The organism is Pseudomonas sp. NY15356, from assembly GCF_048068175.1.
In the GTDB taxonomy this organism is placed as follows: Bacteria; Pseudomonadota; Gammaproteobacteria; order Pseudomonadales; family Pseudomonadaceae; genus Aquipseudomonas; species Aquipseudomonas putida_K.
Map to the genome: position 1 here is coordinate 12,588 of NZ_JBLUPW010000042.1, position 14,920 is coordinate 27,507.

The following is a 14,920-nucleotide window of genomic DNA, read 5'->3' on the forward strand; positions in this document are numbered from 1 at the left end:
TTTACGCCATGTCTTTTATCAACAACGCGGCCACTTGCACGGCGTTGAGCGCTGCGCCCTTGCGCACGTTGTCGGTGGTCAGCCACAAATTGAGCTGCTCTTGTTCGTCGATACCATGGCGTACACGACCAACATAGACCACGTCTTGGCCCACTGCGTCGCCGACGGCCGTCGGAAAGTCGTCCGGCTCGACCAATTCGATGCTTTCGGCGGCTTCCAGGGCATCGTTGACGGCGGCCAGGTCGACCGGGCGCCGGCTCTGCACGGCCACGCTGAAGCTGTCGCCATAGAACACCGGAGCCTGGACGCAGGTCACGGAGATTTTCAGGGTCGGCAGGTCGAGCAGTACGCGCAGTTCATCGACCAAGCGGCGTTCAAGGCGGGTGTGGCCTTGCTCATCGGCAGCGCCTACCCGCGCCAGCAGGTTGAAAGCCACCTGGCGGTCGAAGAAGCGCGGCTCCAGTGGCCGGGCGTTGAGCAGCTCGGCGGTCTGGCGCGCCAGTTCATTGACCGCTTCACGGCCCTGGGCTGAGACGGCCAGGCATGCCATGACCTGCACGCGCTCGATGTCCAGCAGGCCCTTGAGCGGTGCCAGGGCCACGGCCAGGGCCACGGCGGCAGCGCTGGGGCTGGCGATCAGAGCAGGTCGCTCGAGCTTGGCGAGCTGGTCGCCGTTGGCCTCGGGCACCACAGCCATGGCCTGATCCAGGCCGCCGGACAGGTCGATGACCATGCAGCCGGCCAGCTGGGCCTTGGGGGCGAAGCTGCGGGTCACGGCGGGGCTGGCGGCGAAGAATGCAAGCTTGGCCTGGGTGAAATCGAAGCTGTCGACTTCGCGTACACGCAGTTTCTTGCCGCGGAACATGAGGTTGCTGCCGGCCGACTCCATGCTGGCCAGCAGGTGCAGGGTAGCGACGGGGAACTCGAGTTCCTCGAGGATCTGGACGAGGGTTTCGCCGACGTTACCGGTGGCGCCGATGATGGCGATGTCGATGGGCTGGGGCATGTGGGATCCTTCTGGTGGAACTTGGGGTGGGCACTTTACTTGGGTTGGCCGGCTGAGGGTAAGTGCTTGGCTTGAGTTTTGGGGTGGGGCGGCGCGCGATTTCCGCTCCCCAAACCGTACCCCCATAAACAAAAAACCCGCACCACCAGGGCACGGGTTTTTCGTTCAATCCACCGAGGGGGCGATCAACGCTCCAGCAGGATTCGCAGCATGCGGCGCAGCGGCTCGGCAGCACCCCACAGCAGCTGGTCACCCACAGTGAAGGCGCCCAGGTACTGCGAGCCCATGTTCAGCTTGCGCAAACGGCCAACCGGCACGTTCAGGGTACCGGTCACCTTGGTCGGGCTCAGCTCCTGCATGCTGATGTCACGCTGGTTCGGCACCAGCTTCACCCAAGGATTGTGCTGGCTGATCATGCCTTCGATGTCCGCCAGCGGCACGTCCTTGTTCAGCTTGATGGTCAGCGCCTGGCTGTGGCAACGCATGGCGCCGATACGCACGCAGATGCCATCGACCGGGATCGGGTTCTTGAAGCGACCGAGGATCTTGTTGGTCTCGGCCTGGGCCTTCCATTCCTCGCGGCTCTGGCCGTTCGGCAGCTCCTTGTCGATCCAGGGGATCAGGCTGCCCGCCAGCGGTACGCCGAAGTTCTCGGTCGGGAAGGCTTCGCCGCGCATGGTCTCGGCGACCTTGCGGTCGATGTCGAGGATGGCGCTGGCCGGGTTGGCCAGGTCATCGGCCACCGCCGCGTGGATGCCGCCCATCTGCTTGATCAGTTCACGCATGTTCTGCGCGCCGGCACCGGAGGCCGCCTGGTAGGTCATGGCGCTCATCCACTCCACCAGGCCCGCCTCGAACAGGCCACCCAGGCCCATCAGCATCAGGCTGACGGTGCAGTTGCCGCCGATGTAGTTCTTGGTACCGGCGTCCAGCTGCTGGTCGATGACCTTGCGGTTGACCGGGTCGAGGATGATCACCGCGTCATCGTGCATGCGCAGGGACGAGGCGGCGTCGATCCAGTAGCCCTGCCAGCCGGCTTCGCGCAGCTTGGGGAAGACTTCGTTGGTGTAGTCGCCGCCCTGGCAGGTCAGGATGACGTCGAGGGTCTTGAGTTCTTCGATGCTATAGGCGTCCTTGAGCGGAGCAATGTCCTTGCCCACGTTCGGACCCTGGCCACCCACGTTGGACGTGGTGAAGAACACCGGCTCGATGAGGTCGAAATCCTGCTCCTCCAGCATCCGCTGCATGAGCACGGAACCGACCATACCGCGCCAACCGATCAGACCTACACGTTTCATCGCAACTACACCTTTGCTAAAAGTGGGCCGCCATCGAAGGGAAGACGATGGCGGGCCAGAGAGATTACAGATTCCGCAGCGCTGCGACTACTGCGTCGCCCATTTCCTGCGTACCTACCTTGCTGCACCCGGCCGACCAAATGTCGCCGGTACGCAGGCCTTGGTCCAGCACCCGGCTGACAGCCTGCTCGATCGCGTCGGCGGCAGCCACCTGGTTGAAGCTGTAGCGCAGCATCATCGACACCGACAGGATGGTCGCCAACGGGTTGGCGATGCCCTGCCCGGCGATGTCTGGGGCCGAGCCGTGGCACGGCTCGTACATGCCCTTGTTGTTGGCATCGAGCGACGCAGACGGCAGCATGCCGATGGAACCGGTCAGCATGGAAGCTTCATCCGACAGAATGTCACCGAACATGTTGTCCGTCACCATCACGTCGAACTGCTTGGGTGCACGGACCAGCTGCATGGCGGCGTTGTCGACGTACATGTGGCTGAGTTCGACGTCCGGGTAGTCCTTGGCCACGTCCTCGACCACTTCGCGCCAGAGCTGGCTGGAGGCCAGGACGTTGGCCTTGTCCACCGAGCACAGCTTCTTGCCGCGCACACGAGCCATGTCGAAGCCGACGCGGGCGATGCGGCGCACTTCGCTTTCGCTGTACGGCAGGGTGTCGTAGGCCTGGCGCTCGCCGCCTTCGAGTTCGCGCTGGCCGCGCGGAGCACCGAAGTAGATGCCGCCGGTCAGCTCACGGACGATGAGGATGTCCAGGCCGGCGACGATTTCCGGCTTGAGCGAGGAGGCATCGGCCAGTTGCGGGTAGAGGATCGCCGGACGCAGGTTGGCGAACAGGCCCAGTTGAGAGCGGATCTTCAGCAGGCCACGCTCGGGGCGGATGTCGCGCTCAAGCTTGTCCCACTTCGGCCCGCCCACTGCACCGAGCAGCACTGCGTCGGCCTTGCGTGCGCGCTCCAGGGTCTCGTCGGCCAGCGGCACGCCGTGCTTGTCGATGGCGGCACCGCCGATGACGTCGTGCTCCAGGGTGACGCCGAGCTGGAACTTGTCGTTGGCCAGCTCCAGCACCTTGACGGCCTCGGCCATGATTTCCGGGCCGATGCCATCACCTGGGAGAATCAGAATCTGCTTGCTCATGCTTTCCTCTATCCATTCACACGGTGCAGCCAAGCGGGCCACACCGAAAAGTTCTTAACGCTCGGCCCACAACACCAGCACGTCCGTGCTGAACGAGCCATCGGCCTCGACTTGGTAATACTGCCGCACTTCTTCGCCCATGGCTTGCTGCAACTGGCGGATGGCCACGCGCATCGGCTCGGGGGTGCGCATGCGCTCGACCCAGCTGCCGAACTCCAGGCGCAGCGGCTGACGGGTATGGCTGCGTACATGCAGGCCCGCCTCGCTGACCTGGCGCTGCCATTCGGCGGCGGAGTAGTCACGCACGTGACTGGTATCACGCAGCACTTCCACCGTTTGCAGGTAGGTGTCGAGCAATGGGCTACCTGGCGACATGACGTCGATGAAGGCCGCTACGCCGCCCGGCTTGAGCACCCGGCGCACTTCGCGCAGGGCCAGCCCCAGGTCGCTCCAGTGATGGGCCGAGTAGCGGCTGAAGACGAAGTCGAACGCGGCGTCGGCGAACGGCAGGCGTTCGGCGGCGCCGCGTTCGGTGGTGATATTGGCCAGGCCGCGCTCGGCAGCGGCACGGGCGACCACGTCGAGCATGGCTTGGGAGAGGTCGTAGGCAACCACCTCGGCCACCAGCGGAGCGACATGGAAACTGACATGACCGGCACCGCAGCCCAGATCCAGCACACGAGCATGGCCCTGCCCCGCCAGCTCGGCCTGCAGCAGGGCGAATTCACTGCCCTGTGCATGCACGGCGCTGCTGAGGTAGGCGTTGGCCTGTTCGCCGAACTGGCGTTGGACCACATCGGTGTGTTGGGTGCTGGTCATGTCTCGATCCTTTGGGTTTCTTGCTGCCTGCACCGGCCCTTTCGCAGGTAAACCCGCTCCCACAGGACCTCTACAGGTGTCGAACCCTGCGCTGTACCTGTGGGTGCGGATCTACCCGCGAAGAGGCCGGTACTGTCACCTGCACACTTCAGGCATCACGGAACAGCCAAGGCTGCGCTGCGCGGTGCTTGCCTTCGAATGCCTTGATCGCGTCGCTGTCCTGCAGGGTCAGGCCGATGTCATCGAGGCCGTTGAGCAAGCAATGCTTGCGGAAGGCGTCAATCTCGAAGTGCAGCACCTTGCCGTCCGGACGGGTCACGGCCTGGGCCTGCAAATCGATGGTCAGCTGGTAGCCCGGGTTGGCCTCGACCTGCCTGAACAGCTCGTCGACTTCCTCGTCGCTGAGGATGATCGGCAGCAGGCCATTCTTGAAGCTGTTGTTGAAGAAGATGTCGGCGAAGCTCGGGGCGATGACGCTACGGAAGCCGTATTCGTCCAGCGCCCACGGAGCGTGCTCGCGGCTCGAACCGCAACCGAAGTTCTCCCGTGCCAGCAACACACTGGCTCCCTGGTAGCGTTCGTGGTTGAGCACGAAATCCTTGTTCAACGGGCGCTTGCTGTTGTCCTGGTAGGGCTGGCCCACGTCCAGGTAGCGCCACTCGTCGAACAGGTTGGGGCCGAAGCCGGTACGCTTGATCGACTTCAGAAATTGCTTGGGGATGATCTGGTCGGTGTCGACGTTGGCGCGATCCAATGGCGCGACAAGGCCGGTGTGCTGGGTAAAGGCTTTCATGCTGCGCTCCCTTGGATCAACTCGCGGACATCGATGAAGTGGCCGGTCACTGCGGCGGCGGCGGCCATGGCCGGGCTGACCAGGTGGGTACGGCCACCGGCGCCCTGACGGCCTTCGAAGTTGCGGTTGGAGGTCGAGGCGCAATGCTCGCCGCTCTCCAGACGGTCCGGGTTCATGGCCAGGCACATGGAACAGCCTGGCTCACGCCATTCGAAACCGGCCTCGATGAAGATCTTGTCCAGCCCTTCACGCTCGGCCTGGGCCTTGACCAGGCCGGAGCCCGGTACCACCAGCGCCTGCTTGACGTTGGCCGCGACCTTGCGGCCCTTGGCGATCTCGGCAGCGGCGCGCAGGTCTTCGATACGCGAGTTGGTGCACGAGCCGATGAAGACGCGGTCGAGCTTGATGTCGGTGATCGCCTGGTTGGCGGCCAGGCCCATGTACTTGAGCGCTCGCTCGATGGAGCCGCGCTTGATCAGGTCAGGCTCGGCGGCCGGGTCCGGCACGCGCTGGTCGACGGCCAGGACCATCTCCGGCGAGGTGCCCCAGCTGACCTGTGGCTTGATCTGCGAGGCGTCCAGTTCGACCACGGTGTCGAACACCGCGTCGGCATCGGAGACCAAACCCTTCCAGGCCTGCACCGCCTGCGTCCACTGCTCGCCCTTGGGCGCGTACGGGCGGCCCTCGACGTAGGCGACGGTGGTGTCGTCCACAGCCACCAGACCCACACGGGCACCGGCTTCGATGGACATGTTGCAGATGGTCATGCGGCCTTCCATGGACAACTCACGGATGGCGCTGCCGGCGAACTCCATGGCGTGGCCATTGCCACCGGCGGTGCCGATCTTGCCGATCACGGCCAGGACGATGTCCTTGGCGGTCACGCCGGCAGGCAAGGTGCCTTCGACGCGCACCAGCATGTTCTTCATCTTCTTGGCGACCAGGCACTGGGTGGCGAGCACATGCTCGACCTCGGAGGTGCCGATGCCGTGGGCCAGCGCGCCGAAGGCACCGTGGGTCGAGGTGTGCGAGTCGCCGCAGACCACGGTCATGCCAGGCAAGGTGGCGCCCTGCTCAGGGCTGATGACGTGGACGATGCCCTGGCGTTCGTCGTTCATCTTGAATTCGACGATGCCGTACTCGTCACAGTTCTCGTCGAGGGTCTGCACCTGCAGGCGCGACACCTGGTCGACGATGGCATCGATGCCGCCCTTGCGCTCGGGCGTGGTCGGCACGTTGTGGTCCGGGGTGGCGATGTTGGCATCGATGCGCCACGGCTTGCGGTTGGCCAGGCGCAGGCCTTCGAAGGCCTGGGGCGAGGTCACTTCGTGGATGATGTGACGGTCGATGTAGATCAAGGACGAACCATCGTCGCGTCGCTTGACTTCATGTGCTTCCCAGAGTTTGTCGTAGAGCGTTTTGCCAGCCATCAGACTGTTCCTCATCAGCGTATTTCTATGCCAATAACCCCTTGGCTTGTACGGTCGATGCTATGGCGTTAGATTGAATAACTCAAATTCATAATTTTTATGCTTTGGATAACCAATAGGAATTCGATGCCGTGGACCTGGCCAACCTCAGCGCTTTCATCGCCATCGCCGAGACCGGCAGCTTTTCGGGGGCCGGTGAACGCCTGCACCTGACCCAGCCAGCCATCAGCAAACGCATCGCCGGGCTCGAGCAGCAACTGGACGTACGCCTGTTCGACCGTCTGGGCCGCGAAGTGACACTGACCGAGGCGGGCCGGGCCCTGCTGCCGCGCGCCTACCAGATCCTCAACGTACTGGATGATACCCGACGGGCGTTGAACAATTTGACCGGCGAAGTCACGGGTCGCCTGACCCTAGCCACCAGCCACCATATCGGCCTGCACCGCCTGCCCCCGCTGTTACGGGCCTTCACCCGGGAGCACCCCGGCGTCGCGCTGGATATTCAGTTCCTCGATTCGGAAGCGGCCTACGATGAAATTCTCCATGGCCGTGCGGAAATTGCCGTGATCACCCTTGCCCCCGAGCCTCATCACCTGATTCGGGCAGTGCCGGTATGGGACGATGCCCTGGATTTCGTTGCAGCACCGGAACACCCCTTGGCCAGCAACCAGCAGGTCGGCCTCGCCGATGTGGCCCGCCACCCGGCTGTATTCCCCGGCGGCAACACCTTCACCCACCACATCGTCCAGCGGCTGTTCGAAAGCCAGGGGCTGACACCGAACATCGCCATGAGCACCAACTACCTGGAAACCATCAAGATGATGGTGTCCATCGGCCTGGCCTGGAGCGTGCTACCGCGCACCATGCTCGATGAACAGGTTGCATCCATCGCCTTGCCCGGCATACAGCTGTCTCGCCAGCTAGGCTACATTCTGCATACGGAACGCACGCTGTCGAATGCGGCCAGGGCGTTCATGGCCTTGCTCGACAGTCACGCGGGGTCCGCCTGACCCCGGGTCGGTCGGCCTTCTTCAAGGACGCGTCATCCGCCAAAGGTCTGGTATCGATGCCAAAATCAGCAAACCGTTTTCCGCGCCTGCCGCGCATCCACGCGGCGGATCCCCAGGAGTCGGAGCAGACCTGGCAGAACGCCCCGCAACTGCTGGCCGCGCTCAATGGGGCCCGTCTCGGCGCCTGGCTCTGGGATATCGAAAGCGGCCGGGTCAGTTGGTCCCGCGCCACCCAGGCACTGTTCGGTTTCGACCCGCAGCGGCCGATGCCCCGCGATATCGACTACCTCGAGTTGCTGCCCGAGGAAGACCGCGCCCGCACACGCCAGGTGTTCCAGGCCGTGGTCAATGGCGAGCCGGTGGAACAGGCCATGCGCCACCGCATCCGCTGGCCGGACGGCAGCCTGCATTGGCTGGAGATCAATGGCAGCCTGACCCACGACCACCACGGCCGCCCGCAGATGATCGGCGTGGTACGTGAGATCACCCGCCAACGGGAGCGGGAAACCGCGCTGATCAACTCGGAAAAGCGCTTTGCCACGCTGTTTCACCTGAGCCCCAATGCCATTCTCCTGACCCGCCGCCACGACGGCATGATCTACGAGGTCAACCAGCACTTCGAGGACATGTTCGGCTGGCCGGGCGACCAGGTGGTCGGCAAGACCACCCTGGAGCTGGGCCTGTGGGTCAACCCTGACCTGCGCCACCAAGTGCTGGACAATACCCGCGGCAACGGCGGCCCGCTGACCCTGGAAGTGCAGTTCCGGGCCAGTACCGGCAAGCTCCATGACGGCATCTTGTGCACCCAGAGCATCGAGCTCGAGGGCGTGACGTACCTGCTCAGCACCTTCGTCGACACCAGCGAACGCAAGCGCGCCGAACAGGCGCTCAAGGACAGCCAGGAGCGCCTGGACCTTGCGCTGGACTCCGCGCAACTGGGCACCTGGGACTGGCACATCCCCAGCGGCATGCTCTATGGCTCGGCCCGCGCCGCGCAATTGCACGGGCTGGAACCGGTGCCGTTCCACGAGTCCTTCGACGCCTTCTTCGAGGGCGTGCCCGAGCAGGAGCGCAACGTCATGCGCCAGGCCTACCGCAGCCTGCGCGAAGGGCCGGCGGGCAACTACCAGATCACCTATCGCGTGCAACTGGAGAACGGCGCCTCGCGCTATATCGAAAGCCGCGCCCGCCTGTACCGCGACGAGCAAGGCAACCCGCTGCGCATGGCCGGCACCCTGCTCGACATCACCGATCAGGTGGAACGTGAACAGCGTCTGACGGCCTCGGAGGAAAAGTTCGCCAGCCTGTTCCAGGTCAGCCCCGACCCGATCTGCGTGACCCGCCAGGACAGTGGCCAGTTCATCGAGATCAACCGCGCCTTCACCCAGACCTTCGGCTGGAGCGCCGACCAGGTAATCGGCCGCACTGCCGAGCAGATCGGCCTATGGGCCGAATCGGCCGCCCGCGCGCAGCGCATCGAGCGGGTGATCCGCGAAAAAGCCCTGAGCAACGTGGCAGTGGTGGTCAATCACCGCAACGGCACCGCCCTCACTTGCCTGATTTCCAGCTGCCTGATCACGGTCGACGGTGCCCCCTGCAGCGTCACGACGCTGCGTGACATCACCCAGCAGCAGCGCGCCGAGGCAGCGCTCAAGGCCAGCGAGGAAAAGTTCGCCAAGGCCTTCCATTCCAGCCCCGACGCCATCACCCTCACCGAACGCAGGACGGGCCGCTACCTGGAGGTGAACGATGGTTTCTGCCGACTGACCGGTTACAGCGCTGCCGAGGTGATCGGCCGCAGCGTCTATGAGATCGGCATCTGGGCCGACGAGAAGCAACGCGCCGCCTTGTTGACCGAGCTCAAGGAGCATGGCCGGGTGCATCACCGGGAAATGCTCGGGCGCAACAAACGCGGTGACATCCTGACCGTGGAGGTCTCGGTGGAACCGCTCAGCCTCAACGAAGCCGACTGCCTGCTGTTGACCGCCCGGGACGTCAGCCAGTTGAAGAATGCGCAGGCACAGATCCGCCACCTGGCCTACCACGACCCGCTGACCAACCTGCCCAACCGCGCCCTGCTGATGGACCGCCTGAGCCAGCAGATCGCCCTGCTCAAACGCCACAACCTGCGCGGCGCCCTACTGTTCCTGGACCTGGACCACTTCAAGCACATCAACGACTCCCTCGGCCACCCGGTGGGCGATACCGTGCTCAAGATCATCACCGCCCGCCTGGAGGCCAGCGTTCGCCTGGAAGACACCGTGGCGCGCCTGGGCGGCGACGAGTTCGTGGTACTGCTCAGCGGCCTGGAGGGCAGCCGCGAACAGGTCGAGCACAAAGTGCGCGACCTGGCCGACACCCTGCGCGAGCTGCTCGCCGAGCCGATGTCCCTGGACGGCCAGCGCCTGCAGGTGACACCGAGCATCGGCGTGGCACTGATTCCCGACCACGGCGCGACCCCGGCCGACCTGCTCAAGCGTGCCGATATCGCCCTCTACCGGGCCAAGGACTCGGGGCGCAACACCACACAGCTGTTCCATACCACCATGCAGAAGGCGGCCAGCGAGCGCCTGCGCATGGAGACCGACCTGCGCCTGGCCCTGGCCAGGGGCGAGCTTGCCCTGCACTTCCAGCCCCAAGTCGATGCCCGCGACAACCGCATCGTCGGCGCCGAAGTGCTGCTGCGCTGGCATCACCCCCAACTGGGCCAGCAACCTCCAGCGCAGTTCATCCAGGTATTGGAAGAAAGCGGCCTGATCCTCGAAGTTGGCAACTGGATTCTCGACGAAGCCTGCGATGCCTGCGCGCGCATGCTGGCCGACGGGCTGATCGATGCCGACGACTTCAGCCTGTGCGTCAATATCAGCCCCCGGCAATTCCGCCAGAACGATTTCGTCGAACGGGTGCTGCGCAGCCTGGACGACTACCGCCTGCCACGGAGCATGCTGACGCTGGAGATCACCGAGGGTATCGTCATCCAGAACCTGGAGGACACCATCAATAAGATGCGCGAGCTCAAACGCTATGGGGTGAGCTTTGCCATGGACGACTTCGGTACCGGCTACTCCTCCTTGACCTACCTCAAACGCCTGCCGGTGGATACCTTGAAGATCGACCAGACCTTCGTGCGCGACGCCCCCAACGACCCGAACGACGCCGAGATCGTCCGGGCCATCGTGGCCATGGCCCGCAGCCTGGACCTGGCGGTGATCGCCGAAGGGGTCGAGCAGTCCGGGCAGCTGGAATTCCTCGAGCGCCAGGGTTGCCACCTGTACCAAGGCTACCTGCACAGTCGGCCACTGCCGCTGATGGAGTTCCGCCAAATATTGATCGAGACCCCGGCGGATTATTGAGGCGCGTCCCAGAAACGCAAAAAGGGCACCCGAAGGTGCCCTTTCTTCACTGAGCCGAACTCAGTTCAACGCAGGCTGTTCGCCATTGATCGGGATGCGCTTGGGCTTGGCTTCTTCCGGCACGATGCGCAGCAGGTCGATGCTGAGCAGGCCGTTGGCCAGGCCCGCGGCCTTCACCTCGATGTGGTCAGCCAGGCGGAAGGACAGCTTGAAGGCGCGCTGGGCAATGCCCTGGTGCAGGTAGGTAACGCCTTCGGTGCTGTTGTCGCGCTTGCCGCCGGTGACGGTCAGGACGCCTTTCTCGACCTGAAGGTCGAGGTCCTGCTCCTGGAAACCGGCTGCGGCAACCACGATGCGATAGTGGTCATCGCCGTGCTTTTCCACATTGTAGGGAGGGTAGCTGCTACCCGCCTCGTTACGTGCCGCGGACTCGAACAGGTCATTGAAACGGTCGAAGCCGACGGAATTGCGGAACAGCGGTGCGAGAGAGAAAGCGGTAGTCATGGTCATGAACTCCTGAGATTCAGCAAGTTAAGTCACTACGCGACCCGACTTCGGCATCGCGTACTCAAGAGATAGGGGCCGACAAGACGGTTTCAAGAGGCATGAGCAAAATTTTTTTTGCGCCAGCTCCGTGAAGCAATTGCCTTGGATTGGGCCGGTCAGGCAACGCACTCATCGAATGCCTGCACGCCAACCCCGAGCAGCCCACTGATCCGCAGGCAGTCATCCTCGCGCCGCAACTGGGCGAACAATGCCACCGCCTCAGGATAGCTGCGGGTCAGCATGGCCAGCCACTGCTTCAGCCGCCCCGGCGCATAGCGCGGCGACAGCTTGGCCTGGGCCTGGCGCCAGAATTCGCGCAGCAGCGGCAGCAGCTCGTCCCAGCTCATGGGCTGATAGTCCCGCCCATCGCGCGCAGCGGCGATCTGCAGGCCCAGGTCCGGCCGCGAGACCAGGCCCCGGCCGAGCATGATGTCCTCGGCTCCGCTGACTTCACGGCAACGACGCCAATCGTCCACGCTCCAGATCTCGCCATTGGCGAACACCGGCACCTTCACCACATCCTGTACCCGCGCCACCCACTCCCAGTGAGCCGGCGGCTTGTAGCCTTCGACCTTGGTCCGGGCATGCACCACCAAATGCCCGGCACCGCCTTCGGCCAAGGCCGTGGCGCATTCCAGGGCGCCGTCCGGGCTGTCGAAGCCCAGGCGCATCTTCGCCGTTACCGGAATGTGTGCCGGCACCGCCCGGCGCACTTCACGAACAATGGCGTGCAGCAGCTCCGGCTCCTTGAGCAACACCGCGCCACCGCGTGACTTGTTCACGGTCTTGGCCGGGCAGCCGAAGTTCAGGTCGATCACTGGCGCGCCAAGCTCGCAGGCCAGCACCGCGTTATCGGCCAGGCACGCCGGGTCGGAGCCGAGCAGTTGCACGCGCATCGGCACCCCGGCTGCGGTCCGTGCGCCCTGGCGCAGCTCCGGCGCCAGCTTGTCGAACGACGAAGGCGGCAACAGGCGATCGCAGACACGGATGAACTCGGTGACGCACCAATCGATGCCTCCGACCCGGGTCAGGACGTCGCGCAGAATGTTGTCGACCAGCCCCTCCATGGGGGCCAGGGCAATTTGCATTTCAGGGTCTCAGCGCAAAAAGGCGGCAGTCTAGCAAAAAAGACAGCGCGTTCAGGCGCCGATCAGCGCCGGGCCGTAGCCGTCGAGAAACTCGGCTGGCATGCGCTTGGGCTTGCCGCTGGAAAGCTCGATACAGGCGAAGGTGGTTTGTGCGCGCAGCACGGTGACACCATCGCGGGGGCGCTTGAGCTGGAAGCGGCGGGTCATGCGCAGGCGCTGGTCCCAGTCGATGATCCAGGTGGCCAGTTGCAGCTCGTCGTCCTCGTAGGCGGCGGCCAGGTAGTCGATTTCGTGGCGCACCACGGCCATGGCGCGGTCCAGGCGCCGGTATTCGGCCAGGTCCAGCCCCAGGCGCTGGGAATGCCGCCAGGCGCAGCGCTCCAGCCAGGTGACGTAGACGGCGTTGTTGGCGTGGCCGAGGCCGTCGATGTCCTCGGCGCCGACGCGAAGGTCGATGATGAATGGCGATGCCAGGTCCCAGCTCATGCCCGCTCCCATTGGTCAGTGAACGGGCAGAGTGTACCGGATCTCAGGCGCTTTGCCGTGCGCCGATCGCGGTGCGGGCCAGCAGCTCGAGCACGGCCTCGTTCAGCCGCGGGTCGGCCAGCACACGCTGGTGCCCACCCTCCTCCAGCACCATCAGGCGGCTGTCGAACCAGGCCTTGTGGATCAACTGGGCCTCGCTGGCCGGCACCAGGGGGTCGTCACTGGCGTGCACCACCAGCCCGGGCACGTCCAGCTGATAGCCGCTGACGTCCAGGCGCGAAATCTGCACGCCGACATCCTGTTCGATCTGACGAATGAAGGCCGCCCTGGCGCGTGCCGGCAGCCCTAGCCGATGGGCGAAGCCACGCAGAACACCCAATAGCTGCGCCGGCGCAGCGATGCTCACCGCCGCCTCGGTACGCAAGCCCCATTGCAAAGCCAGCAGCAGGCTGGCGCCCCCCATGGAATGGCCGATCACGGCCCGCAGCGGTGGCAATTCGCCAGCGGCCTCCAACAGGGCACGGGCGAACAGCACCACATGCGCCTGTTGGCCTGGAGAGCGACCATGGGCCGGGCCCTCCAGGGCGACCACCGTATGCCCGGCGGCCACCAGGGTGTCGATCAGCGCGGCGAATTGCGTTGGACGCCCTTCCCAACCGTGCATCATCAACACGGTCGGTCCCTTGCCCCAGCGCAGGGCCGACAAGCCGAAACGCAGTGTGATGCGCTCGGCCCTGGCCAGCAGCGGCAGCTCCCACTGCCGCGGGGGCAAATTGCGCGGGGTCATGAAGGCCCGGCGCATTCTCCCGGCGACATGTTCGGGGGCCAGGCGGCCGAGGGTTGCGTTGACGCCGCGAATCCAGCTCAGGGTAGTCATGGCTTGCTCCAGGGGAGGTGGTTCAGATCACCGCCGACTTGGCGGCACGCAGGATCCGGTCGGACAGCTCGGTACCGCCCAGGGCTCGGGCCAGGGCCAGGCCGCCAACCATCAAGGCGAGGTCGGCGATGGCCTTGTCGATGTCTTCGGGCCGATCGACCATCTGCGCGGTGATCAGCTCGATGTGCTCGGCCAGCACCTCACGGAAGGCACCCGGCAAACGCTGCATCTCGCTCAAGGCATTGGGCAGCGGGCAGGCATGCTCCTCGGCATCGCGGTGCTTGCGCGACAGGTAGAAGGCCGCTACCAGGGCCCGCCGCCCTTCGGCATCGAGGCTGGGGTCCACCTGGGCGAGCAATGCACGTCGCTCACCCAGTAACTGGCGAAACGCCTCCAGCATAAGTTCATCCTTGCTGTCGAAATGGGCATAGAACCCACCTACCGTCAGCCCTGCGGCGCTCATTACCTGGCTCACGCTCGGTTCAGCGGGGCCGTGCTGGATAAGGGCGCTGCAGGCCGCATCCAGGATGCGCTCGCGGGTCTTGCTCTTCTTGTCGCTCATGGCCGGCTCTCGAAAACATTATGAGCGCAATATTATGCTCGTAATATTTATTGGCAAGCAAAATCTGCTGCCGGCCGTGCAGCACATGTTTTTCGGAAGGAGAAAAACAAAAGGCCCATTCAATATGCGAATGAGCCTTTGAAGTCCCGCAAAACGCGGGTAAAAATGGCGTCCCCTAGGGGACTCGAACCCCTGTTACCGCCGTGAAAGGGCGGTGTCCTAGGCCACTAGACGAAGGGGACGTGAACCTTCGTGCAGGCTGCTTACGCAGGCCCTGGCAGAATTGGTGGAGCTAAGCGGGATCGAACCGCTGACCTCCTGCATGCCATGCAGGCGCTCTCCCAGCTGAGCTATAGCCCCAAGGTGAAAACAAAAGGCCCATCCAATATGCGAATGAGCCTTTCAACTCCCGCAAAGCGCGGGTAAAAGTGGCGTCCCCTAGGGGACTCGAACCCCTGTTACCGCCGTGAAAGGGCGGTGTCCTAGGCCACTAGACGAAGGGGAC

Annotated in this window: 13 protein-coding genes and 3 tRNA genes; 2 read left to right on the top strand and 14 right to left on the bottom strand. The window is 64.4% G+C overall.

Translation table 11 applies throughout. The annotated features are described in order from the left end of the window. Position 1 precedes the first annotated feature (1 nt). From ACNFCI_RS22620 to leuC, 6 genes are all read right to left on the bottom strand, one after another. On the bottom strand, positions 2-1,006 hold the full coding sequence (locus tag ACNFCI_RS22620) for an aspartate-semialdehyde dehydrogenase (protein WP_368829249.1): 1,005 nt from the start codon (positions 1,004-1,006) through the stop codon (positions 2-4). Positions 1,007-1,191: 185 nt separating this feature from the next. After that, a complete protein-coding gene (gene asd / locus ACNFCI_RS22625; RefSeq protein ID WP_084855054.1) occupies positions 1,192-2,304 on the bottom strand; it encodes an aspartate-semialdehyde dehydrogenase in 1,113 nt (370 codons plus the stop codon). 64 nt (positions 2,305-2,368) lie between these two features. Further along, positions 2,369-3,451 (bottom strand): 3-isopropylmalate dehydrogenase, encoded by a 1,083-nt coding sequence (leuB, locus tag ACNFCI_RS22630; protein ID WP_084855053.1) that lies wholly within the window; start codon positions 3,449-3,451, stop codon positions 2,369-2,371. A gap of 54 nt (positions 3,452-3,505) precedes the next feature. After that, complete coding sequence (locus ACNFCI_RS22635) at positions 3,506-4,270, bottom strand: class I SAM-dependent methyltransferase (protein WP_084855052.1); 765 nt, start codon at positions 4,268-4,270, stop codon at positions 3,506-3,508. Between the two features lie 148 nt (positions 4,271-4,418). After that, positions 4,419-5,063, bottom strand: coding sequence for a 3-isopropylmalate dehydratase small subunit (leuD, locus tag ACNFCI_RS22640; protein ID WP_084855051.1), 645 nt, complete (start codon positions 5,061-5,063; stop codon positions 4,419-4,421). Then, positions 5,060-6,493: a 3-isopropylmalate dehydratase large subunit gene (leuC, locus tag ACNFCI_RS22645; RefSeq protein WP_084855050.1), complete on the bottom strand. Its 1,434-nt coding sequence runs from the start codon at positions 6,491-6,493 to the stop codon at positions 5,060-5,062. Before leuC ends, leuD begins: the two co-directional genes overlap by 4 nt. Before the next feature lie 131 nt (positions 6,494-6,624). Between leuC and ACNFCI_RS22650 the strand changes: the two genes are divergently transcribed. Both ACNFCI_RS22650 and ACNFCI_RS22655 read left to right on the top strand, forming a co-directional pair. After that, a complete protein-coding gene (locus ACNFCI_RS22650; protein ID WP_084855049.1) occupies positions 6,625-7,503 on the top strand; it encodes a LysR family transcriptional regulator in 879 nt (292 codons plus the stop codon). Positions 7,504-7,559: 56 nt separating this feature from the next. Next, a complete protein-coding gene (locus tag ACNFCI_RS22655; protein ID WP_368829250.1) occupies positions 7,560-10,856 on the top strand; it encodes a PAS domain S-box protein in 3,297 nt (1,098 codons plus the stop codon). Between the two features lie 60 nt (positions 10,857-10,916). On the opposite strand, the gene ACNFCI_RS22660 is transcribed toward ACNFCI_RS22655, so the two are convergent. The 8 genes from ACNFCI_RS22660 to ACNFCI_RS22695 form a co-directional block, all read right to left on the bottom strand. Next, the gene (locus tag ACNFCI_RS22660; protein ID WP_084855047.1) at positions 10,917-11,360 is read right to left on the bottom strand and encodes an Hsp20 family protein; all 444 of its coding nucleotides are present in this window, start codon (positions 11,358-11,360) and stop codon (positions 10,917-10,919) included. A gap of 158 nt (positions 11,361-11,518) precedes the next feature. Beyond that, positions 11,519-12,490, bottom strand: a complete 972-nt coding sequence (locus tag ACNFCI_RS22665; RefSeq protein ID WP_084855046.1) for a tRNA dihydrouridine synthase — start codon at positions 12,488-12,490, stop codon at positions 11,519-11,521. Between the two features lie 51 nt (positions 12,491-12,541). Further along, positions 12,542-12,976, bottom strand: coding sequence for an acyl-CoA thioesterase (locus ACNFCI_RS22670; RefSeq protein WP_084855045.1), 435 nt, complete (start codon positions 12,974-12,976; stop codon positions 12,542-12,544). 43 nt (positions 12,977-13,019) lie between these two features. Further along, complete coding sequence (locus ACNFCI_RS22675; protein ID WP_084855044.1) at positions 13,020-13,853, bottom strand: alpha/beta fold hydrolase; 834 nt, start codon at positions 13,851-13,853, stop codon at positions 13,020-13,022. A gap of 22 nt (positions 13,854-13,875) precedes the next feature. Then, the gene (locus tag ACNFCI_RS22680) at positions 13,876-14,415 is read right to left on the bottom strand and encodes a TetR/AcrR family transcriptional regulator (RefSeq protein ID WP_084855043.1); all 540 of its coding nucleotides are present in this window, start codon (positions 14,413-14,415) and stop codon (positions 13,876-13,878) included. Positions 14,416-14,581: 166 nt separating this feature from the next. Beyond that, positions 14,582-14,657: transfer RNA gene (locus ACNFCI_RS22685), tRNA-Glu, on the bottom strand. A gap of 42 nt (positions 14,658-14,699) precedes the next feature. After that, positions 14,700-14,775 (bottom strand) — tRNA-Ala (locus ACNFCI_RS22690). Positions 14,776-14,844: 69 nt separating this feature from the next. After that, positions 14,845-14,920: transfer RNA gene (locus tag ACNFCI_RS22695), tRNA-Glu, on the bottom strand.